Consider the following 21,182-nt stretch of genomic DNA (forward strand, 5'->3'; position numbering starts at 1 on the left):
CATCCCCGCTTATGAAGTTTCCAGGAAGATTTACCAGCGGTTTGCTCGTGCTGTTCAGCAGCGTAGCGGCCCTGGCGCAAAGTGAATTGGACGTCAGGATCAAACCGTCCAACGATGAACTGAAGGCCAATATAGAGGGCTATATCGGCAGCCTCGGCGATCGCGATGAGGATGCCTTGTTGCGCTTTCGTCGTGGCGCCGAAGAGCAGGCCCGCAAGGCCGCCCAGGCCTTGGGTTACTACCAGCCCCATATAGAAAGCGAAGTCAAAAACGGAAAGTCGCCAACATTGGTGTTGAACATCGACCCCGGCGAACCGGTGCATTTGCGCAACGTGACCATTCGTGTCGACGGCCCGGCCGCCAGCCTCAAATCCTTTCGTGTACCCAAGAGCGACTTGCTCAAATCCGGTGCTGTGCTTAATCACGGCCATTACGAAGACGCCAAGCGGCTGATCCAGAATCAGGCTTCGCGCTTCGGCTTTTTCAGCGGGCGCTTTACCAGCCAGAAACTGTTGGTCGACCCTCGGGCCGGTGTTGCGGACATCGAACTGATTTACGACAGTGGCCCGCGTTATGCCTTGGGCAAAGTCAATTTTACCGGCGATACGCCGTTCGACGAAGACCTGCTGCAACGTATGGTGCCGTTCAAGAGCGGGGCGCCGTATGACTCCGAACTGATCGCTGAACTCAATCAGGCGTTGCAATCGAGCGGCTACTTCGACGCGGTGCGGGTGGATGCCGCGCCGACCGCGGCGGCCAACGATGTGATTCCGGTGGCGGTCAAACTCGACACGCGCAAACCACGCACCATGGGCCTGGGTCTGGGCTTTTCGACGGACGTCGGGCCACGGGCCAAGGCCAACTGGACCCGGCACTGGGTCAACGCTGAAGGCCACAGTTATGGCTGGGAAGCGGAAGTCTCGGCGCCACGGCAGAACGTCGGCCTCTGGTACGACGTGCCACTGGACCCGCCACTCACCGACAAACTGCGCTTTGCCGGTGGTTATCAAAATGAAGAACTGGCCAACACCGACAGCCTGAGCAAATTGCTGACCGTAGGCCCTGAATGGCACAGCAAATTGCCCAGCGGCTGGCAGCGGGTGATCTCGTTGAAATGGCAGCGCGAGGAGTATCGCCTGGGCGACGATTCGGGCCTGAGTACCTTGTTGATGCCCGGCATCAGTTATTCCTATCTGCGCAGTGACAACCGCATCGACCCGCACAACGGTTACCGCTTGCAGTTCGAGAGCAAGGTGGCCAAGCAAGGGTTGGGTTCGGACAATAACGTGGTGTATGGCACTGCATTGGTCAAAGGCATCACCACGGTGTGGGACAATCATCGGTTCCTCGCTCGTGCACAGTTAGGTGGCAGTGCCACCAATGGTTATCAAACCATTCCGCCATCATTGCGCTTCTTCGCCGGTGGCGATCAGAGCGTGCGCGGTTACGACTACCAGAGTCTGTCACCGGTAAACTCCGACGGTGCCCGCGTGGGTGGGCGTTACATGGTGGCTGGCAGCGTCGAGTATCAATATTCCATCGCCGAGAAATGGCGGATCGCAACCTTTGTCGATCAGGGTAACTCGTTTAACACGCTGGACCTGCCGAGCCTCAAGACCGGGGTCGGCGTCGGCGTGCGCTGGGTTTCGCCGGTCGGGCCGATCCGCCTCGACCTGGCCCATGCGCTGGATGATCCCGGTGGTATTCGTTTGCACTTTTCCATGGGGCCTGAGCTGTGAAGCGTGGTTTGAAAATAGCGCTGCTGGCGATGCTCTCGCTGGTGGCGTTGCTGTTGCTGAGCATCGGCGCCTTGCTCGGTACACAAGCGGGCAGCCGTTGGACGCTGGGCCAGGTGCCGGGTTTGAGCGTGGAGAATTTCCAGGGTCGCCTGGGCGGCCAATGGAGTGCCGATCACTTGCTCTGGCAGCAAACGGGCAGTCGGGTCGAGCTGAACAAGCCATTGTTCGCCTGGTCGCCACTGTGCCTGCTGCGCATGACCCTGTGCATCGAGCAATTGAAGGCTGAGCAAGTCATGCTGCAATTTGCCTCGAGCAGCGAAGCCAGCAGCGGGCCGATCAGCCTGCCCGAGTTGAAATTGCCGGTGGCGATCCAGTTGGGCGAGGTGCAGATCGGCAGCCTGTTGCTCAACGGCAGCGAGCAGCTCAAAGACCTGCAACTGGCCGCGCACTGGACGGCCAAGGGCTTGCAGATCGACTCCGTACATCTGCAACGCGACGACCTCAGCCTGGATTTGTCCGGGCTGCTGCAACCAACCGGCAACTGGCCGCTCAGCGCCGAAGGCAAGCTGACCTTGCCGGCACCGGGTAAAGCACCGTGGGCGCTGGCGCTGAAAGTCGACGGCGATTTGTTGAAAACCCTGAACCTCAACGCCGACAGCAGCGGTTACCTGCAAGGTCAACTGACGGGTGAGTTGCAACCGCTGGTGGAAAACCTGCCGGCCAAGGTGCGGATTACCGCCGATGGCTTCAAGGCCAGCGCGGATTTGCCGGACACCTTGCAGCTCAATCAGCTGGAACTGACCGGCAACGGTGACCTGAAAAGCGGTTATCAGTTGCTCGGCAAAGCGACATTGCCAGCGGAGCAGGGCCCGGTCGCGTTGCTGCTGCAAGGCAAGGTCGACGCCAAAGGGGCGCAGATCGCCGGGCTTGATCTGAGCGCCAGCGACACGCAAAACCTCAAGCTGAGCGGGCAACTCGATTGGTCCGAGGGCCTCAGTGCCGAGGCGAAAATCGATTGGCTGGACTTCCCGTGGCATCGGTTGTACCCGCTGATCGGCGAACCCCAGGTGGCGCTGCGCAGCTTCAATGGTCAAGTGTCCTACCGCGACGGCAACTACCTGGGCAACTTCAAGGCGGCGCTGGATGGTCCGGCCGGAGCGTTCAGCCTGAGCAGTCCGTTCAGCGGCGACCTGACGAAAATCTTCCTGCCGGAATTCAAACTGGCGGCCGGGCAGGGCAAGGCCGAAGGGCATTTGAACCTGCAGTTCGCCGATGGCATTGCCTGGGATACTGCGCTGGATTTGTCGGCGATCAACCCGGCGTACTGGCTGGCGGAGCTGCCGGGGACCCTCGCCGGTCCGTTGCGCAGCAAGGGTGAAATGAAAAACGAACAACTGAGCCTCAACGCCGATCTCGACCTCAAGGGCAAGCTGCGCGGTCAGCCGGCCGTCTTGCAAGCCAAGGCCGATGGCGCGGGTGAGCGCTGGAACCTCAGCGCGCTGCACATTCGTCTGGGCGATAACCGCATCGATGGCAGCGGCAGTCTGCAACAGAAACTCGCCGGCCAGATCGACATCAAGGCACCACGTCTCGGCCAGCTCTGGCCGCAGTTGCGCGGTCAGCTCAACGGTCGGGTCGACGTCGCCGGCAACCTCAAGGCACCGCAAGGCAAACTCAGCCTGCAAGGCGTGCAGTTGGCGTTCGACGACAATCGCCTGCAAAGCCTGAACCTTGATGCGAGTCTCGACAGCGCGCAACGGGCGAAGATCGACCTCAAGGGCAGCGGCATTCAGGCCGGCGACACTCAACTGGGCACGCTGACCGCCAGCGGCCAGGGCGATATCAAAAACCAGAAGCTGCAACTGGACCTGCTAGGTCCGCAACTGAAACTGGCGCTGGGGCTGGATGGCAATCTGGATAAAGGCAATTGGCGCGGCCGTTTGGCCAGTGGCGACATTCAGGCTGGCGGCCAGGACTGGAAGCTGCAAAATCCGGCAAGAATCGAACGCCTGGCCGACGGCAAGCTGACCTTCGGCGCCCATTGCTGGATGTCCGGGCAGGCCAGCCTGTGCGGCGAAGACCAGCGGCTGATGCCCGAGCCGAAACTGCGTTACCACCTCAAGCAGTTTCCGATCGACAGCCTCGCGCAATGGCTGCCGAAAGATTTTGCCTGGCACGGCAAGCTCAATGCCGACGTGCAACTCGACCTGCCGGCCAGCGGCCCGAAAGGCCAGATCATGGTCGATGCCAGCGGCGGTACGCTGCGCATGAAGGAAAAGGATCAGTGGCTGGATTTCCCTTACCAGACGCTGAAACTGACCAGCACCCTGACCCCGAAACGCATCGACACGCAGCTCGACTTTACCGGTGGCAAGTTGGGCGAGCTGATGGTGCAGGCGCAGATCAATCCGCTGCCCAAGAACAAGCCCTTGAGCGGTTCGTTCCGTCTGAGCGGTCTGGACCTGTCGGTGGCGCGACCGTTTGTGCCGATGGTCGAGAAACTCACCGGGCGCTTGAATGGCAGCGGCAGTTTGTCGGGCGGGCTGCTGGCGCCGCAGGTCAATGGCAACCTGACCCTCAGCGACGGTGAAATCTCCGGGCCGCAATTGCCGACGCGTTTCGAGGCGTTGCAGCTTCAGGCGCAGATTACCGGCGAGAGCGTGCAGCTCAACGGCGGCTGGAAAAGCGGCAAGGCCGGRCAGGGCAGCTTGAGCGGGCATATTGCCTGGGGCCAGGCGTTGGTGGTGGACCTGAGCCTCAAAGGCACGCAACTGCCGGTCACGGTCGAGCCGTACGCCGTGCTGGAAGTGGCGCCGGACCTGAAAATCTCGGTCAACAACGACAAACTGGCGATTGTCGGCAAGGTGCAGGTGCCCAAGGGCGAGATCACCGTGCGTGAGTTGCCGCCGTCGACGGTCAAGGTCTCCGATGACACGGTGCTCGTCGGCCAACAGACCGAAGCGGGCAAACCGCCGATGGCCATGGCAATGGACATCGATGTGGCGGTCGGTGAGGACAAGCTCAGCTTTACCGGGTTCGGCCTGACGGCGAACCTGCAAGGTCATGTGCACATCGGTGACAACATGGACACCCGCGGCGAGCTCTGGCTCAACGATGGCCGTTATCGCGCATACGGCCAGCGCCTGACGGTACGGCGTGCGCGGCTGCTGTTCGCCGGGCCCATCGATCAGCCGTATCTGGACATCGAAGCGGTGCGCCAGACAGGCGACGTGATCGCCGGTATTCGCCTGAGCGGCAGCGCCGAGCAGCCGACCACGCAGATCTTCTCGGAGCCGGCGATGAGCCAGGAACAGGCGTTGTCCTATCTGGTGCTCGGGCGTCCGCTGAGCAGCAACGGCGAAGACAACAACATGCTCGCTCAAGCCGCACTGGGACTGGGCTTGATGGGCAGTTCCGATCTGACCGGCAGTCTGGCCAAGGATCTGGGCATCCAGGACTTCCAGCTCGACACCCAGGGCAGCGGCACCACCACCAGCGTGGTGGCCAGCGGCAACCTCTCCGAAAAACTCAGTTTGCGTTATGGCGTCGGCGTATTCGAACCGGCCAACACCATCGCCTTGCGCTACAAGCTGAGCAAAATGGTCTACCTGGAAGCCGCCAGCGGCATCGCCAGTTCGCTGGACATCTTCTACAAGCGGGATTTCTAAGCCCCCGTTCTTCCAAATACACCGAGTCGCTCTCATCGCGAGCAGGCTCGCTCCCACAGGGATCACGCTGAACCTGTGGGAGCGAGCCTGCTCGCGATGGCCGCGCCATGGTCGTCGATCCGAAGCGCCTCTCCTCGCCATTTATCAGCTAATTACAAAGCTACCTAACTATTACGTTGACATTCGCTGCCTAGGCAGTAATATCTCGACATACATTCGCTGCCTAGGCAGCTAACGGGTGGTCAGATGAAGCATTTCAAACCAGACGATTTTCACAATTGCCATCTCGGTCTCTTGCTCGGGCGCGCCGCGCTGCTCAAGGACCGGATCATCGATACGCACATGGAACCCCATGGCATCACCGCCGCGCAGTTCAAAGTGCTGATCATCATGGCCCAGTTTGGTGTCGATACACCGGCCGAGCTGTGCCGGCACCTGTCACTGGACAGCGGTTCGATGACCCGCATGCTCGATCGTCTGGAACAGAAGGGTTTTCTTTCCCGCCAACGCAGCGAAGGCGACCGCCGTCAGGTGCAACTGGTGCTGACCGAAGAAGGCCAGAAACTGGCCGACCGCCTGCCGCACATCGGTGCCGAGGCGATGAACGAACTGGCAGGCGCCATCACGCCAGAAGAGTTGAAAACCCTGGAGCAGATACTGAAGAAAATTTTGCTGGCGGCCGGTGACTCGATCACCTTGCTGCGGGTAGGTGACAAATGAGCAGTAAATCCTTGCGCACTCGCGTCAGCCTGGTGCTGTTGGCCATGAGCCTGGCCGGGTGTGCCAGCTACAGCGGCCTGAACACCCAAGGCGTGAGCCTCGATGCGAAAAACCTCAAGGCCGGGCAGTCGCTCAACGGTGTCACCCTGTCGCCCGCGGCCTGGCCAAAAAGCGACTGGTGGAAAAGCCTTGGCGACCCGCAGCTCGACGGCCTGATTCGCGAAGCCCTGCACGACAGCCCGGACATGCAGATCGCCGACGCCCGGGCCCACCAGGCCAGCGCCGCTGCTTATGCCGCCGATGCCGCACGGATGCCGACTCTCGATGCCAGCGCCAGCGTCAGCCGCTCGCGTCTGGCGCGTGACAAGGACCCGACCGGAGCGGGCGGTAACTACGCCACGGTGCGCAGTATCGGCGCCAGCTTCAATTACACCTTCGACCTCTGGGGCGGTCAGCGTGCCAACTGGGAAGCGGCGCTGGGCCAGGCCCGCGCGGCTGAAGTCGATCAGCAAGCCGCACAACTGACCTTGTCGGCCGATGTCGCCCGCGCCTACAGCAACCTGGGGCAGGCCCATATCGTTCATGACCTGGCTAAAGACGACCTCAAGCGCACCCGGCAAATGCTCGATCTGAGCAAGCGCCGGCTGAGCTCCGGTATCGACAGTCAATACCAGTACCAGCAAACCGAAAGCCTGGAAGCCAGTTCCGAAGCGACGTTGATCGACGCTGAAAAGACCCTGCAGAGCGCGAAAATCGCCCTGGCCGTGCTGCTCGGCAAAGGCCCGGATCGCGGTAATGAGATTGCCCGGCCGAAAATCCTTCAGGCCAGCGCCGTGGCGCTGCCGTCGACGTTGCCGGCTGAATTGCTCGGTCGTCGCCCGGACCTGATCGCCGCACGCTGGCGGGTCGAGGCGGCGAGCAAAAGCATCGACGCCGGCAAGACAAAGTTCTACCCGAACCTCAACCTGAGCGCAGCCGCCGGCACCGAATCGTTGTTGGGTGACGCCCTGTTCGGCTCGGCGAGTCGCTTCTTCAACATTATGCCCACCGTGTCGTTGCCGATCTTCGATGGCGGCCGCTTGCGCGCCAACCTCGATGCCCGCGACGCCGACTACGACCTCGCTGTCGCGCAGTACAACAAGACGCTGGTGAAGGCCTTGGGGGATGTCAGCGACGCGATTTCCCAGTTGCGTGACATCGGTCGGCAGATCGGTGCACAGCAACACGCCACCGACATTGCCCAGGATTCATACAACACGGTGGTCCAGCGTTACGGTTCCGGCATCGGTAACTACCTGGACGTGCTCAGCATCGAGCAGCAATTGCTCCAGGCCCAACGTCAGTTGGCGAACCTGAATGCCGAGCAGATCGATCTGTCGATTCAACTGATGCAGGCACTGGGCGGCGGGTTTCAAGCCGACACCCTGGCCGCGGCCAGCCCATCCCCAGCGCCTGCCACGCTGAATCAATAATTCAAGGTACTTGTCATGGCCACTATCGAAAACAACCCAACGCCTGAAAGCGCCCAAGACGCGGGCAATCCAGGCAAACGTAAATTCATGCTGCTGGTGCTGACGGTCTTGGTGATTGTTGGTTGCCTCGGTGTCTGGGGCTGGCACGAACTCTACGGACGCTGGAGCGAAAGCACCGACGATGCCTACGTCAACGGCAACGTGGTGGAAATCACGCCACTGGTCACCGGCACGGTTGTCAGCATCGGTGCAGACGATGGCGATCTGGTCCACGAAGGTCAGGTGCTGGTCAACTTCGACCCGAACGACGCGCAAGTTGGCCTGCAAAGTGCGCAAGCCAATCTGGGCCGCACCGTGCGCCAGGTGCGCGGCCTGTACAGTAACGTTGACGGCATGAAAGCCCAGGTCAACGCCCAAAAAGCCGAAGTGCAGAAGGCTCAGGACAACTTCAATCGCCGGAAGAATCTGGCGGCGGGCGGGGCAATCTCCCAGGAAGAATTGTCCCACGCACGGGACGACCTGACCTCGGCGCAGAACGCCCTGGCCAATGCTCAGCAGCAACTCGCCACCACCAGCGCGCTGGTCGATGACACGGTGGTTTCGTCTCACCCGGACGTCCAGGCCGCTGCCGCGCAAGTGCGTCAGGCTTACCTGGCCAACGCCCGCAGCACACTGATCGCGCCGGTCACCGGTTATGTGGCCAAGCGCACCGTCCAGCTGGGCCAACGGGTCCAGCCGGGGACTGCGCTGATGGCGGTGATCCCGCTGAATCAACTGTGGATCGACGCCAACTTCAAGGAAACCCAGTTGCGTGATATGCGCATCGGTCAGCCCGTGGACATCGAAGCCGACCTCTATGGCAGCGAAGTGAAATACAACGGCACCATCGACAGCCTGGGCGCCGGGACCGGTAGCGCGTTTGCCTTGCTGCCGGCGCAAAACGCCACCGGTAACTGGATCAAGATCGTTCAGCGGGTGCCGGTGCGGATTCACATCAACGCCGAGCAACTGGCCGCCCATCCGTTGCGTGTTGGCCTGTCGACGATGGTCAACGTCAACCTGCATGACCAGAGCGGTCCGGTGCTGGCGCAGCAATCGCCACAAAAGGCTTCGTTCAGCACCAACATCTACGACCGTCAGTTGGCCGAGGCCGACGCGATGATCACCCGCTTGATCCACGACAACAGCTCACTGGCGGCCAAAACCGCTCAACGCTGATTCGCCAATCCCCCAGCTGCGGCCGTAACGGTCGCAGCGACTGCCTCGTTTCAAAGGATTCGCGATGAGTACTAACGCGTCTTTCAAGCCGCCCAGCCTGGTGCTCAGCACCATTGGCCTGTCGCTGGCGACCTTCATGCAGGTGCTCGACACCACCATCGCCAACGTGGCCTTGCCGACTATTTCCGGCAACCTGGGCGTGAGTTCGGAGCAGGGCACCTGGGTCATCACCTCGTTCGCCGTGAGCAACGCCATCGCGCTGCCGCTGACCGGTTGGCTGAGTCGGCGTTTTGGTGAAGTGAAGCTGTTTCTGTGGGCGACCATCCTGTTCGTGCTGGCGTCGTTCCTCTGCGGTATCTCGACCTCGATGCCCGAGCTGGTCGGCTTCCGGGTGGTGCAAGGATTGGTGGCCGGGCCGTTGTACCCAATGACCCAGACGCTGCTGATCGCAGTTTATCCGCCAGCGAAACGGGGGATGGCCTTGGCATTGCTGGCGATGGTCACGGTGGTGGCGCCGATTGCCGGCCCCATACTCGGTGGCTGGATTACCGACAGTTACAGCTGGCCGTGGATTTTCTTCATCAACGTGCCGATTGGCGTGTTCGCGGTGATGGTGGTCAAGCAGCAGCTCAAGGAACGTCCGGTGGTGATCAGTCGCCAGCCGATGGACTACATAGGTCTGCTGACCCTGATCATTGGTGTCGGCGCGCTGCAGATCATCCTCGACAAAGGCAATGATCTGGACTGGTTCGAGTCGAACTTCATCATTATCGGTGCGGCTATTTCGGCGATTGCGCTGGCCGTGTTCGTGATCTGGGAGATGACCGACAAGCACCCGGTGGTGAATCTGCGGCTGTTTGCCTATCGCAACTTCCGCATCGGCACCATCGTGTTGGTCCTGGGTTACGCCGGGTTCTTTGGCATCAACCTGATTCTGCCGCAGTGGCTGCAGACCCAGATGGGCTACACCGCGACCTGGGCCGGTTTGGCGGTGGCGCCGATCGGGATTCTGCCGGTGCTGATGTCGCCTTTTGTCGGCAAGTACGCGCACCGGTTCGACCTGCGACTGCTGGCCGGGCTGGCGTTCCTGGCAATCGGCCTGAGCTGCTTCATGCGCGCCGGCTTCACCAATGAGGTGGACGTCCAGCACGTGGCGCTGGTGCAACTGTTCATGGGGATTGGTGTGGCGCTGTTCTTCATGCCGACCCTGAGCATTCTGATGTCGGACCTGCCACCGCATCAGATCGCCGACGGCGCGGGCCTGGCGACATTCCTGCGGACCCTGGGCGGCAGCTTTGCGGCCTCGCTGACCACCTGGATCTGGATTCGTCGCGCCGATCAGCATCACGCTTACCTGAGCGAAAGCCTCAGCACCTTCGACCCGACGACCCGCGATACCTTGAATACCTTGGGCGGGGCGGGCAATCCGGCGTATGCGCAGCTCGATCACCTGCTGACCAGCCAGGCGTACATGCTCTCCACCGTGGATTACTTCACGCTGTTGGGTTGGGGCTTTATGGGCTTGATTCTGCTGGTGTGGCTGGCCAAGCCGCCGTTTGCAGCGAAGGCGGGGCCGGAGGCGAGTGGGCATTGATAAGGGGGAATGAGGGGACGTAGCAGCTGTCGAGCTTGCGAGGCTGCGTTCGACTGCGCAGCAGTCGCAGTCCGGTACCCGCGGTTGTTCTGTTGAACCGCGATCACAGGTTTTACGACTGCTGCGCAGCCGAACGCAGCCTCGCGGGCTCGACAGCTGCTACGGGCTGAGTTGTGGTGTTTTCGGGCCGGTCAGCTACCTGGCAACGCCAGCTGTGGGTTCACAAAATCAAACGCCGCCAGCTGAAACCCCTGGTCATCCACTTGCAACGCCCACCCCTGGCGATCCCAATCCCCCAGCACAATGCGCTTGGCCGCTTGCTCGCCAATCTGCAATTTGTGGATGGCGGGGCGGTGGGTGTGGCCGTGGATCAGGGTTTTCACCCCGTACTGCTGCATGATCCGCGGGATTTCCTCGGGGGTCACATCGACGATGTCGTTGGCTTTCATCCGGGTTTGCGCGCGGCTTTCGCTGCGCAGCTTGCGCGCCAGTTTGCGGCGGGTGCGCAGCGGCAGATGGCGCAGGATGAACAAGCTGACGGGGTTGCGCAGATAACGGCGCAGTTTCATGTAGCTTTCGTCGCGGGTACACAGGCTGTCGCCGTGCATCAACAGCACCGGCTCACCTGCAAGTTGCACGACACTCGGGTCCTTGAGCAGGGTGCAGCCGGCTGCTTTGCAGAAGGCCTTGCCGAGCAGGAAGTCACGATTGCCGTGCATCAGGAATATCGCCGTGCCGCTGTCGCTAAGTTCGCGCAGGGCCTGGCAGATGGAGCGTTGGAAGGGGCTCATGGCGTCGTCGCCAATCCACACCTCGAAAAAGTCGCCGAGAATGTACAACGCTTGCGCCGAACGGGCGCGGGTGGCGAGCAAATCCAGAAACGCCCGGGTAATGTCCGGGCGTTCCTCTTCCAGATGTAAATCTGAAATCAGCAATATCACTCAATGATCTCGGCTTTCTCGATGATCACGTCGTCTGCTGGTACGTCCTGGTGGCCGGACTTCATGGTGGTCGAAACACCTTTGATCTTGTCGACAACGTCAGTACCGGCGGTCACTTTACCGAACACGGCATAACCCCAGCCCTGAACGTTCTTGCCGCTGTGGTTGAGGAAGCTGTTGTCGGCGACGTTGATGAAGAACTGCGCGGAAGCCGAATGCGGCTCCATGGTGCGAGCCATGGCGACGGTGTACTTGTCGTTGGAAAGACCGTTGTCAGCTTCGTTCTGGATGCTTGGGCGCTTGTCTTTCTTTTCCTTCATGCCTGGCTCGAAACCGCCACCCTGGATCATGAAGTTGCCGATAACACGGTGGAAAATGGTGTTTTCGTAGTGGCCGGCCTTAACATACTCGATGAAGTTGGCCACGGTGATCGGGGCTTTCTCGGCGTTCAGTTCCAGGACGATGTCGCCGTGGTTGGTGGTCAGTTTGACTTGAGTCATGATTACTACTCTATTCAAGGAATTCGTGGCTTTCGGGGCGCTGCGTGACGCGTGCGAGCCCATACCTGTCTGGCGAAAAATCACCAAGGTGGGCAGTTTAGCGCGATGGCCGCGAATTTCGAGGCTGTTTTTCAAATCAGGTGCATTAAACGCACCTGTTTTAGGGCCTGCTCTGTCAGGCGCTTGACCGCATCGGCTATGATAGCGGCTTTGTTTTGTCAGGCCTCCATGAAGGCCACGCACTTGTACGTTCAAGGATCCTATGAGCAAGCCCACTGTCGACCCTACCTCGAATTCCAAGACTGGCCCTGCCGTGCCGGTCAACTTCCTGCGGCCGATCATCCAGGCAGACCTGGACTCGGGTAAGCACACGCAGATCGTCACCCGTTTCCCGCCTGAGCCCAACGGCTACCTGCACATCGGTCACGCCAAGTCGATCTGTGTGAACTTCGGCCTGGCCCAGGAATTCGGTGGCGTGACGCACCTGCGTTTCGACGACACCAACCCGGCCAAGGAAGACCAGGAATACATCGACGCTATCGAAAGCGACGTCAAGTGGCTGGGCTTTGAGTGGTCCGGTGAAGTGCGCTATGCCTCGCAGTATTTCGACCAGTTGCACGCGTGGGCGGTCGAGCTGATCAAGGCGGGCAAGGCCTACGTCGACGACCTGACCCCTGAACAAGCCAAGGAATACCGCGGCAGCCTGACCGAGCCAGGCAAGAACAGTCCGTTCCGCGAGCGCTCGGTTGAGGAAAACCTCGACCTGTTCGCCCGCATGAAGGCCGGCGAGTTCAAGGACGGCGCACGCGTGCTGCGGGCCAAGATCGACATGGCCTCGCCGAACATGAACCTGCGCGACCCGATCATGTACCGCATTCGTCATGCCCATCACCACCAGACCGGTGACAAGTGGTGCATTTACCCGAACTATGACTTCACCCACGGTCAGTCGGACGCCATCGAAGGCATCACCCATTCGATCTGCACCCTGGAGTTCGAAAGCCATCGTCCGCTGTACGACTGGTTCCTCGACAACCTGCCAGTACCGGCGCACCCGCGTCAGTACGAGTTCAGCCGTCTGAACCTGAACTACACCATCACCAGCAAGCGCAAGCTCAAGCAACTGGTCGATGAAAAGCACGTCAATGGCTGGGACGATCCGCGCATGTCCACGCTGTCGGGTTTCCGTCGCCGTGGCTACACGCCGAAATCGATCCGCAACTTCTGCGAAATGATCGGCACCAACCGTTCCGACGGCGTGGTCGACTTCGGCATGCTCGAATTCAGCATCCGTGACGACCTTGACCACAGCGCCCCGCGCGCCATGTGCGTACTGCGTCCGCTGAAAGTCGTGATCACCAACTACCCGGAAGGCCAGGTCGAGAACCTCGAACTGGCTTGCCATCCGAAAGAAGACATGGGTGTGCGCGTTCTGCCATTCGCCCGTGAGATCTACATCGACCGTGAAGACTTCATGGAAGAGCCGCCGAAAGGCTACAAGCGCCTGGAGCCAGCCGGTGAAGTGCGTCTGCGCGGCAGCTATGTGATCCGTGCCGACGAAGCGATCAAGGACGCCGATGGCAACATCGTCGAACTGCGTTGCTCGTATGACCCTGAAACCCTGGGCAAGAACCCTGAAGGCCGCAAGGTCAAAGGCGTGATCCACTGGGTGCCGGCCGCGGCCAGCGTCGAGTGCGAAGTGCGTCTGTACGATCGCCTGTTCCGTTCTCCGAACCCGGAGAAGGCCGAAGACAGCGCCAGTTTCCTGGACAACATCAACCCTGACTCACTGCAAGTCCTCACCGGTTGTCGTGCTGAACCCTCGTTGGGCAACGCACAGCCGGAAGACCGTTTCCAGTTCGAGCGCGAAGGTTACTTCGTTGCGGATATCAAGGACTCGAAACCGGGCGCTCCGGTATTCAACCGTACCGTGACCCTGCGTGATTCGTGGGGCCAGTGATCAAGTCTTAAGGAATAGTCGTGCTTACGATCTACAACACGCTCACCAAGAGCAAAGAAGTCTTCAAGCCGCTGGATGGCAACAAGGTGCGCATGTACGTCTGCGGGATGACCGTGTACGACTACTGCCACCTGGGCCACGGCCGCAGCATGGTCGCGTTCGACCTGGTGACCCGCTGGTTGCGGTTCAGCGGTTATGACCTGACCTACGTGCGCAACATCACCGACATCGACGACAAGATCATCAACCGCGCCCGTGAAAACGGCGAGTCGTTCGAAGCGTTGACCGAGCGCATGATCGCGGCGATGCACGAAGACGAGTCGCGCTTGAACATCCTCAAGCCGGACATGGAACCGCGCGCCACCGCCCACATTGCCGGCATGCACGCGATGATCCAGACTCTGATCGACAAGGGCTACGCTTACGCGCCGGGTAACGGCGACGTGTACTACCGCGTCGCGAAGTTCATGGGCTACGGCAAGCTGTCGCGCAAGAAAATCGAAGACCTGCGCATCGGCGCCCGTATCGAAGTCGACGAGTCGAAACAGGACCCGCTGGACTTCGTCTTGTGGAAAGCCGCCAAGCCGGGTGAACCGAGCTGGGAATCGCCATGGGGCGCCGGGCGTCCGGGCTGGCACATCGAGTGCTCGGTGATGTCGACCTGCTGCCTCGGTGAGACCTTCGATATTCATGGCGGCGGCAGCGACCTCGAGTTCCCGCACCACGAAAACGAAATCGCCCAGAGCGAAGCGGCCACCGGCAAGACCTACGCCAACGCGTGGATGCATTGCGGGATGATTCGCATCAATGGCGAGAAGATGTCCAAGTCCTTGAACAACTTCTTCACCATTCGCGACGTGCTCGACAAGTACCACCCGGAAGTCGTGCGTTACCTGCTGGTATCGAGCCACTACCGCAGCGCGATCAACTACTCGGAAGACAACCTCAAGGACGCCAAAGGCGCTCTGGAGCGTTTCTACCACGCGCTGAAAGGTTTGCCGACGGTCCCGGCCGCCGGTGGCGAAGCCTTTGTCGAACGTTTCACCCAGGTGATGAACGACGACTTCGGCACGCCGGAAGCCTGCGCGATGCTGTTCGAGATGGTGCGCGAGATCAACCGTCTGCGTGAGAGCGATCTGAATGCAGCGGCAGGTCTGGCGGCACGCCTGAAAGAACTGGCCAGCGTGCTCGGTGTGTTGCAGCTTGAAGCCGATGACTTCCTGCAAGCCGGCGCTGAAGGCCGGGTTGATGCAGCAGAAGTCGAGGCGCTGATTCAGGCGCGCCTGACCGCCCGTGCCAACAAGGACTGGGCCGAGTCGGACCGCATCCGCGACCAGCTCACCGCCATGGGCGTGGTACTGGAAGACGGCAAGGGCGGCACGACCTGGCGCCTGGCTGACTAAAGCCTGCTTGAGCTAAAAACAAAACCCGCCTTGTGCGGGTTTTTGTTTATGAGCAGGGAACAGGTGCAGTGGTGTCTGGGCTGACGCTATCGCGAGCAGGCGGAACGCCGCCCGGCTGCTCCCACAGGGGATCTACTGTGAGCACACTATTTGTGCACACCTGCGATTAACTGTGGGAGCGAGCCTGCTCGCGATGGGGCCATTTGGATTGTTCCCATGCTCAGCGTGGGAACGCCTCAATGGACGCTCTGCGTCCGCTTCGGCATGTGACGCGGAGCGTCACGGGCTGCATTCCCCCGCGGAGCATGGGAACGATCAGTAAAACAGAATAGGCGTATCGAATGAGATCCTCATTCGAGGGTCCCTTCAAATGCATCTTGTATCTCGTCCGGCAGTGGCGCGTAAAAGCCATCAGGCAGGGTCAGTTTGCCTTTCATAGCGCCGATGCGCCGTCCTGAGGATTTCCCTGTAGTGGTTTTTGAAGGCGGCGGAGATTCAGGAGCTCCCCTTACCAGAGTATTGCGTTGTTGCTCAGTCGCCAGGAATTTAAAACCTTCGACCACGTCTGAAAAAATATCCCGTTTCATTGAATGCTCCTGATAGCCCGTCACTCACCTTAGCGCTCGGTTGCATCAGCCGGATGTCAGCTGCCACCGGTCTCTTTGCAGGCATATTCCGAGAAAGGGGAGAGCAGTCCCCCAGACGCAAAAACGGCACCCGAAGGTGCCGTTTGTGTTTTCTGCTGCGTATCGCTTAAGCGATCAACCCGCCAGGCCAGTTTGCTGAACCAGTGCCAGCAACGGCTGTGGGTACAGGCCGAGGAAGAACGCCAGCACTGCGATGGCCAGCAGCATCACGCCGCCTGCCTTTTGTTCCCAGTGCAGTTGGGCGTCGACGCGACGCAGGTTTGGTTCGATCAGGTACAGGGTGACCATGACGCGCAGGTAGTAGAAGACGCCGATGGCGCTGCCCAGTACCAGGGAGCCGACCAGCCACCATTGGTGAGACTCGACACCGGTGGCGATGATGTAGAACTTGCCGATGAAGCCTGCGGTCAGCGGGATGCCGGCCAGTGACAACATCATCACGGTCAGAACGGCGGTCAGGTACGGACGACGCCAGAACAGGCCGCGGTACTCGTACAGTGCGTCAGCGTCACGGCCTTTGTACGGCGAGGACATCAGGGTGATCACGCCGAAAGCACCGAGGCTGGTGATCACGTAGGTGACCAGGTACACGCCGATGGCTTCCATCGCCAGACCCTTGCTTGCCACCAGGGCGATCAGCAGGTAACCGAAGTGCGCGATGGACGAGTAACCCAGCAGACGCTTGAGGTTGCTCTGGGTCAGTGCCAACAGGTTACCGAACAGGATCGAGGCGATCGCGATCACGGTCAGCACGGTGCTCAACACACCGCTGCTGGCCACTGGCGAGATCTGGAACAGACGCACCATGACCGCGAACACGGCAACTTTCGAGGCAGTGGCCAAGAACGCTGCAACCGGTGCCGGGGCACCTTCGTAGACGTCCGGCGTCCAGAGGTGGAACGGTACCAGCGACAGTTTGAACGCCAGGCCGATCAGCATCATGCCCAGGCCCATCTGCGCCAGCGGGCTTGGCAGGCCAGTGGCCGCAAGGGCGTGACCGATGCCGCTGAAGCTCAGGGTGCCAGCTTCGGCGTAGAGCAGGGCCATACCGAACAACAGGAACGCAGAACCGGCTGCCGACAGCACCATGTACTTGATGCCGGCTTCCAGAGAGCGCTTGTTGAAGAAGGCATAGGCCACCAGACCGTAGACCGGTACCGAGAGCAGTTCCAGACCGACGAACAAGCCGGCCAGGTGCTGCGCGCTGACCAGAACCAGGCCACCGGCGGCAGCCATCAGGATCAGCAGGTACAGTTCTTCACGGTTGCCCGGGTAACCCGTACCGCCTTCGCCGAGGTAGGCATGGGCGAGAGTGACGCAAGCGAGGGTGGCGACCAGGATCAGCGCCATGTACAGGCAGGCAAAGCTGTCGATTTGCAGCAGTGGAGTCACGGCCAGAGGCGCGACTTTCAGGGCTGGCAGGATCGACAGCAAGGCCAGGTTCAGACCCGCGACCGACAGCAGGAAGGTCTGCGAGTGGTTGCGACGCCAGGCGATCGCCAGCATCACCACGATGATCGTGGCGCTGGTGATCAACAATGGCGCAAGCGCGATAAAGTGTTGAATCGTAAAGTCCATAGCGCTCTTACCGGGCCGAAGCGAGTTGAGTGAAGGCGGTACCGAACCATTGCTGCACGCCATGCATCGTCGCGGCAGAGGTATCGAGGAACGGTTGCGGGTAGACGCCGATGTAAATCAGCAGTGCCGCCAGTCCAACCACCATGATCATTTCGCGAGTATCCATGCCATGCAGCACGGCGTCCGATTTGGACGGACCGAAGTAGGCACGGTGAATCATGATCAGCGAGTAGACCGAACCGAACACCAGGCCGGCAGTCGCGATCACGGTGACCCACGGCGCGCTGGCAAAGGTGCCGATCAGGATCAGGAACTCACCGACGAAGTTACCGGTCACTGGCAAGCCCAGCGAAGCTGCAGCGAAGAACAGGCTGATGGCAGGCAGGTAGGCGATCTTCGACCACAGGCCGCCCATCTCGCGCATGTCGCGAGTGTGGGTGCGCTCGTAGAGCTGGCCGCAGAGGATAAAGAGTGCCGCTGCCGACAGGCCGTGCGCGAGCATCTGGATCACTGCGCCTTGCAGGGCCAACTGGCTGCCGGAGTAGATGCCGATCAACACGAAGCCCATGTGCGAAACGCTGGAGTACGCAACCAGACGCTTGATGTCGGTCTGGGCGAACGCCAGGAACGCACCGTAGAAGATCCCGACCAGGCCCAGGGCCATGGCGAACGGCGCGAACTCGGCCGACGCATTCGGGAACAGCGGCAGGGCGAAACGCAGCAGACCGTACGCAGCGGTCTTCAGCAGAATACCGGCCAGGTCAACGGAACCCGCAGTCGGTGCCTGTGCGTGAGCATCCGGCAGCCAGGAGTGGAACGGCACCACCGGCAGCTTCACCGCGAAGGCGATGAAGAAGCCAAGCATCAGAACGTACTCGGTGGTCAGCGACATCTTGGTTTTCAACAGGTCGGCGTAGTTGAAGGTAATCACGCCCGTGCTGTTGAAGTTGACCAGTACCAGACCCAGGATCGCCACCAGCATGATCAGGCCGCTGGCCTGGGTGAAGATGAAGAACTTGGTCGCCGCGTAGATCCGGGTTTTCTTGCCGTCCGAAGAACTGTGACCCCAGAGCGCGATGAGGAAGTACATCGGCACCAGCATCATTTCCCAGAAGAAGAAGAACATGAACAGGTCGAGGGCCAGGAACACGCCGACAACACCGCCCAGGATCCACATCAGGTTCAGGTGGAAGAAGCCAACGTGACGCTGGATCTCTTTCCACGAGCAGAGTACCGAGAGGACACCCAGCAGACCGGTCAGCATGATCATCAACAGCGACAGGCCGTCGAGGGCCAGGTGCACGTTGATGCCGAAGCGCTGGATCCAGACATGCTTGAACTCAAGCGCCCAGGTCGGATCGGCGCCAGGCGCCGGAGCAAATGAATAGTCACCGTGGGCCCACAGCCAGAGGCCGAGGGACAGCAGCAGGGACATGGTGATCAGCGCAATCCAGCGGGGGAGGGTAGCGCCGAAGCGCTCACCCATCCAGCACAGCAGGCCGCCGATGAAGGGGATCAGGATTAGCCATGGCAAAATCATGACGGGCTCGTTTCCTTTCGCAAGTTCGCAAGGTTCATATCAGACCGCTACCAGCACGACAGCGCCGATAACCAGCACGGCACCAGCAGCCATCGAGGCGGCGTACCAACGCAGTTGACCAGTTTCGGTACGGCTCAGGGAGTTGTGACCCCCTTTGGCCATCCGCGGGATCAAACCGATGGTTTGGTCGAACGGGTCTTTGCGCAGCATGTGGCTGATCGCAAGGTACGGCTTGACGAACAGTTTGTCGTAGATCCAGTCGAAGCCCCAGGCGGCGAACCACCAGGCCGAGAGCAAACGGCCGATACCGCTGTTGGCGATGGCGGTGACGAAGCTGCGCTTGCCGAGGAACAGCAGCGCGGCCAGCAGGATACCGGACAGGGCGATAGCACCCGAGACCAGTTCCAGGCTGTGCTTGGCTTCGCCGCCGGCATGCCCAACGCTTTCTGGCAGTACGCCGTGCAGTGGCGGAACGATCATCGCGCCAATGGCGGTCGACAGTACGATCAGCACCGACAGTGGCAGCCAGTGAGCGATGCCGTGACCGGCGTGGGCTTCGGTCTTCACTTCACCGTGGAACGCGATGAAGATCAGGCGGAAGGTGTACAGCGACGTCATGAAGGCACCCACCAGACCTGCATAGAGCAGACCGTGGTTGCCGCTGGCGAAGGCTTCCCAGAGGATTTCGTCTTTCGAGTAGAAACCTGCGGTCACCAGTGGCAGGGCCGCAAGGGCCGCACCGCCGACGATGAAGCTGGCGTAGGCCAGTGGCAGTTTCTTCCACAGACCGCCCATCTTGAAGATGTTCTGCTCGTGGTGGCAGGCAACGATCACCGAACCGGAAGCAAGGAACAACAGGGCCTTGAAGAACGCGTGGGTCATCAGGTGGAAGATCGCGCCTTCCCAGGCACCCACGCCCAGCGCCAGGAACATGTAGCCGATCTGGCTCATGGTCGAGTAGGCGAGGATACGCTTGATGTCGGTCTGGACCAGGGCTGCGAAACCGGCGAGCACCAGGGTCACACCGCCGACGATGCCGACCAGGTGCAGGATATCCGGCGCCAACGCAAACAGACCGTGGGTACGGGCGATCAGGTAGACACCGGCGGTCACCATGGTCGCGGCGTGGATCAGTGCCGAAACCGGGGTAGGACCGGCCATCGCATCCGCCAGCCAGGTTTGCAGCGGCAGTTGCGCGGATTTACCGACAGCGCCGCCCAGCAGCATCAGGGTCGCCATGACGATCCAGAAGTCACCGGTCTTGAAGTGCTCAGGCGCTTTGACCAGCAGCTCTTGAATGTTCAGCGTGCCCAACTGCTGGAACAGGATGAACAGGCCGATGGCCATGAACACGTCGCCGATACGGGTGACGATGAAGGCTTTGAGTGCGGCGTTACCGTTGTTGCGGTTGCTGTAGTAGAAACCGATCAACAGGTAGCTGCACAGGCCCACGCCTTCCCAACCGAAGTACAGGAACAACAGATTATCGCCCAGCACCAGGAACAGCATGCTGGCGATAAACAGGTTGGTGTACGCGAAGAAGCGCGAGTAACCGTCTTCACCGCGCATGTACCAGGACGCGAACAGGTGGATCAGGAAGCCCACGCCGACGACCACACCGAGCATGGTCACGGACAGGCCATCCAGGTACAGGGCGAAGTTCGGCTTGAAGTCGCCGACCGACATCCACTGCCACAACACCTGGGTGACGTGACCGCCTTCAGGCGGCGCGACGTTGAACTGCCAGATGACGTAGGCAGCAACGATCGCCGAGAGGCCGACGGAGCCGACGCCGATCAGCGCCGAGAGGTTTTCCGAGAGGCGGCCGCGTGAGAACGACAGCAGCAGGAAACCGATCAGGGGGAATACGAAAGTCAGATAGAGAAGGTTCATCCGCGCATCTCGCTGGCAGCGTCGATATCGAGAGTGTGGAAGCGGCGATGCAGCTGCAACAGAATCGCCAGGCCAATGCTGGCCTCGGCGGCGGCCAGGCTGATCACCAGGATGAACATGATCTGTCCATCCGGCTGGCCCCAACGGCTACCGGCAACGATGAACGCCAGTGCGGAGGCATTCATCATGACCTCCAGGCTCATCAGCACGAAGAGAATGTTGCGGCGGACCATCAGGCCAACCAGACCGAGGCAGAACAGGATGCCGGCAACCGCCAGACCATGCTCGAGAGGGATAGCAGGCATAAAG

At 60.7% G+C, this 21,182-nt stretch carries 15 protein-coding genes; 8 read left to right on the plus strand and 7 right to left on the minus strand.

All coding sequences use genetic code 11. The features are described from left to right. Positions 1 to 11: 11 nt before the first annotated feature. The 6 genes from AC1DHT_RS18050 (at position 12) to AC1DHT_RS18075 (ending at position 10,411) form a co-directional block, all read left to right on the plus strand. Positions 12 to 1,739: an autotransporter assembly complex protein TamA gene (locus tag AC1DHT_RS18050; RefSeq protein WP_427546532.1), complete on the plus strand. Its 1,728-nt coding sequence runs from the start codon at positions 12 to 14 to the stop codon at positions 1,737 to 1,739. Beyond that, on the plus strand, positions 1,736 to 5,407 hold the full coding sequence (locus tag AC1DHT_RS18055; RefSeq protein WP_427546529.1) for a translocation/assembly module TamB domain-containing protein: 3,672 nt from the start codon (positions 1,736 to 1,738) through the stop codon (positions 5,405 to 5,407). Before AC1DHT_RS18050 ends, AC1DHT_RS18055 begins: the two co-directional genes overlap by 4 nt. 246 nt (positions 5,408 to 5,653) lie before the next feature. Next, positions 5,654 to 6,127, plus strand: coding sequence for a MarR family winged helix-turn-helix transcriptional regulator (locus AC1DHT_RS18060; protein WP_427527361.1), 474 nt, complete (start codon positions 5,654 to 5,656; stop codon positions 6,125 to 6,127). Further along, entirely contained in the window at positions 6,124 to 7,599 is a 1,476-nt protein-coding gene (locus AC1DHT_RS18065; protein ID WP_427546526.1) for an efflux transporter outer membrane subunit, read from the plus strand. Before AC1DHT_RS18060 ends, AC1DHT_RS18065 begins: the two co-directional genes overlap by 4 nt. Before the next feature lie 15 nt (positions 7,600 to 7,614). After that, positions 7,615 to 8,817, plus strand: coding sequence for an HlyD family efflux transporter periplasmic adaptor subunit (locus AC1DHT_RS18070; protein ID WP_429538568.1), 1,203 nt, complete (start codon positions 7,615 to 7,617; stop codon positions 8,815 to 8,817). Between the two features lie 64 nt (positions 8,818 to 8,881). Further along, positions 8,882 to 10,411 carry a DHA2 family efflux MFS transporter permease subunit gene (locus AC1DHT_RS18075; protein WP_429538569.1) on the plus strand — a complete coding sequence of 510 codons (1,530 nt, stop codon included), beginning with the start codon at positions 8,882 to 8,884 and terminating at the stop codon, positions 10,409 to 10,411. A 191-nt stretch (positions 10,412 to 10,602) separates the two neighbouring features. Here AC1DHT_RS18075 and AC1DHT_RS18080 read toward each other — a convergent pair whose 3' ends face one another. Next, on the minus strand, positions 10,603 to 11,352 hold the full coding sequence (locus tag AC1DHT_RS18080) for a UDP-2,3-diacylglucosamine diphosphatase (RefSeq protein ID WP_427546518.1): 750 nt from the start codon (positions 11,350 to 11,352) through the stop codon (positions 10,603 to 10,605). Further along, a complete protein-coding gene (locus AC1DHT_RS18085; RefSeq protein WP_019689807.1) occupies positions 11,349 to 11,852 on the minus strand; it encodes a peptidylprolyl isomerase in 504 nt (167 codons plus the stop codon). The genes AC1DHT_RS18080 and AC1DHT_RS18085 overlap by 4 nt, the downstream gene beginning before the upstream one ends. A 262-nt stretch (positions 11,853 to 12,114) precedes the next feature. Between AC1DHT_RS18085 and AC1DHT_RS18090 the strand changes: the two genes are divergently transcribed. Both AC1DHT_RS18090 and cysS read left to right on the plus strand, forming a co-directional pair. Continuing rightward, complete coding sequence (locus AC1DHT_RS18090) at positions 12,115 to 13,812, plus strand: glutamine--tRNA ligase/YqeY domain fusion protein (RefSeq protein ID WP_427527351.1); 1,698 nt, start codon at positions 12,115 to 12,117, stop codon at positions 13,810 to 13,812. A 20-nt stretch (positions 13,813 to 13,832) separates the two neighbouring features. After that, positions 13,833 to 15,215 carry a cysteine--tRNA ligase gene (gene cysS / locus AC1DHT_RS18095; protein WP_442114570.1) on the plus strand — a complete coding sequence of 461 codons (1,383 nt, stop codon included), beginning with the start codon at positions 13,833 to 13,835 and terminating at the stop codon, positions 15,213 to 15,215. A gap of 350 nt (positions 15,216 to 15,565) precedes the next feature. On the opposite strand, the gene AC1DHT_RS18100 is transcribed toward cysS, so the two are convergent. From AC1DHT_RS18100 to nuoK, 5 genes are all read right to left on the minus strand, one after another. Next, on the minus strand, positions 15,566 to 15,802 hold the full coding sequence (locus tag AC1DHT_RS18100; protein ID WP_427547079.1) for a hypothetical protein: 237 nt from the start codon (positions 15,800 to 15,802) through the stop codon (positions 15,566 to 15,568). A gap of 174 nt (positions 15,803 to 15,976) precedes the next feature. Then, positions 15,977 to 17,440, minus strand: a complete 1,464-nt coding sequence (nuoN, locus tag AC1DHT_RS18105) for an NADH-quinone oxidoreductase subunit NuoN (protein WP_019689813.1) — start codon at positions 17,438 to 17,440, stop codon at positions 15,977 to 15,979. A 7-nt stretch (positions 17,441 to 17,447) separates the two neighbouring features. Then, complete coding sequence (nuoM, locus tag AC1DHT_RS18110) at positions 17,448 to 18,980, minus strand: NADH-quinone oxidoreductase subunit M (RefSeq protein WP_429538571.1); 1,533 nt, start codon at positions 18,978 to 18,980, stop codon at positions 17,448 to 17,450. Between the two features lie 39 nt (positions 18,981 to 19,019). Further along, the gene (gene nuoL / locus AC1DHT_RS18115; protein ID WP_427547085.1) at positions 19,020 to 20,873 is read right to left on the minus strand and encodes an NADH-quinone oxidoreductase subunit L; all 1,854 of its coding nucleotides are present in this window, start codon (positions 20,871 to 20,873) and stop codon (positions 19,020 to 19,022) included. Next, entirely contained in the window at positions 20,870 to 21,178 is a 309-nt protein-coding gene (gene nuoK, locus AC1DHT_RS18120) for an NADH-quinone oxidoreductase subunit NuoK (protein WP_054597859.1), read from the minus strand. The genes nuoL and nuoK overlap by 4 nt, the downstream gene beginning before the upstream one ends. Between the last annotated feature and the right edge of the window lie 4 nt (positions 21,179 to 21,182).

The sequence above is a fragment of the Pseudomonas sp. 05N432 genome (assembly GCF_056396945.1).

Coding starts and splice junctions, on each gene's coding strand:
- AC1DHT_RS18050 (WP_427546532.1), top strand. CDS start 12: ATGAAGTTTCCAGGAAGATTTACCAGCGGTTTGCTCGTGCTGTTCAGC.
- AC1DHT_RS18060 (WP_427527361.1), top strand. CDS start 5,654: ATGAAGCATTTCAAACCAGACGATTTTCACAATTGCCATCTCGGTCTC.
- AC1DHT_RS18065 (WP_427546526.1), top strand. CDS start 6,124: ATGAGCAGTAAATCCTTGCGCACTCGCGTCAGCCTGGTGCTGTTGGCC.
- AC1DHT_RS18070 (WP_429538568.1), top strand. CDS start 7,615: ATGGCCACTATCGAAAACAACCCAACGCCTGAAAGCGCCCAAGACGCG.
- AC1DHT_RS18075 (WP_429538569.1), top strand. CDS start 8,882: ATGAGTACTAACGCGTCTTTCAAGCCGCCCAGCCTGGTGCTCAGCACC.
- AC1DHT_RS18085 (WP_019689807.1), bottom strand. CDS start 11,852: ATGACTCAAGTCAAACTGACCACCAACCACGGCGACATCGTCCTGGAA.
- AC1DHT_RS18090 (WP_427527351.1), top strand. CDS start 12,115: ATGAGCAAGCCCACTGTCGACCCTACCTCGAATTCCAAGACTGGCCCT.
- AC1DHT_RS18100 (WP_427547079.1), bottom strand. CDS start 15,802: ATGAAACGGGATATTTTTTCAGACGTGGTCGAAGGTTTTAAATTCCTG.
- nuoN (WP_019689813.1), bottom strand. CDS start 17,440: ATGGACTTTACGATTCAACACTTTATCGCGCTTGCGCCATTGTTGATC.
- nuoM (WP_429538571.1), bottom strand. CDS start 18,980: ATGATTTTGCCATGGCTAATCCTGATCCCCTTCATCGGCGGCCTGCTG.
- nuoL (WP_427547085.1), bottom strand. CDS start 20,873: ATGAACCTTCTCTATCTGACTTTCGTATTCCCCCTGATCGGTTTCCTG.
- nuoK (WP_054597859.1), bottom strand. CDS start 21,178: ATGCCTGCTATCCCTCTCGAGCATGGTCTGGCGGTTGCCGGCATCCTG.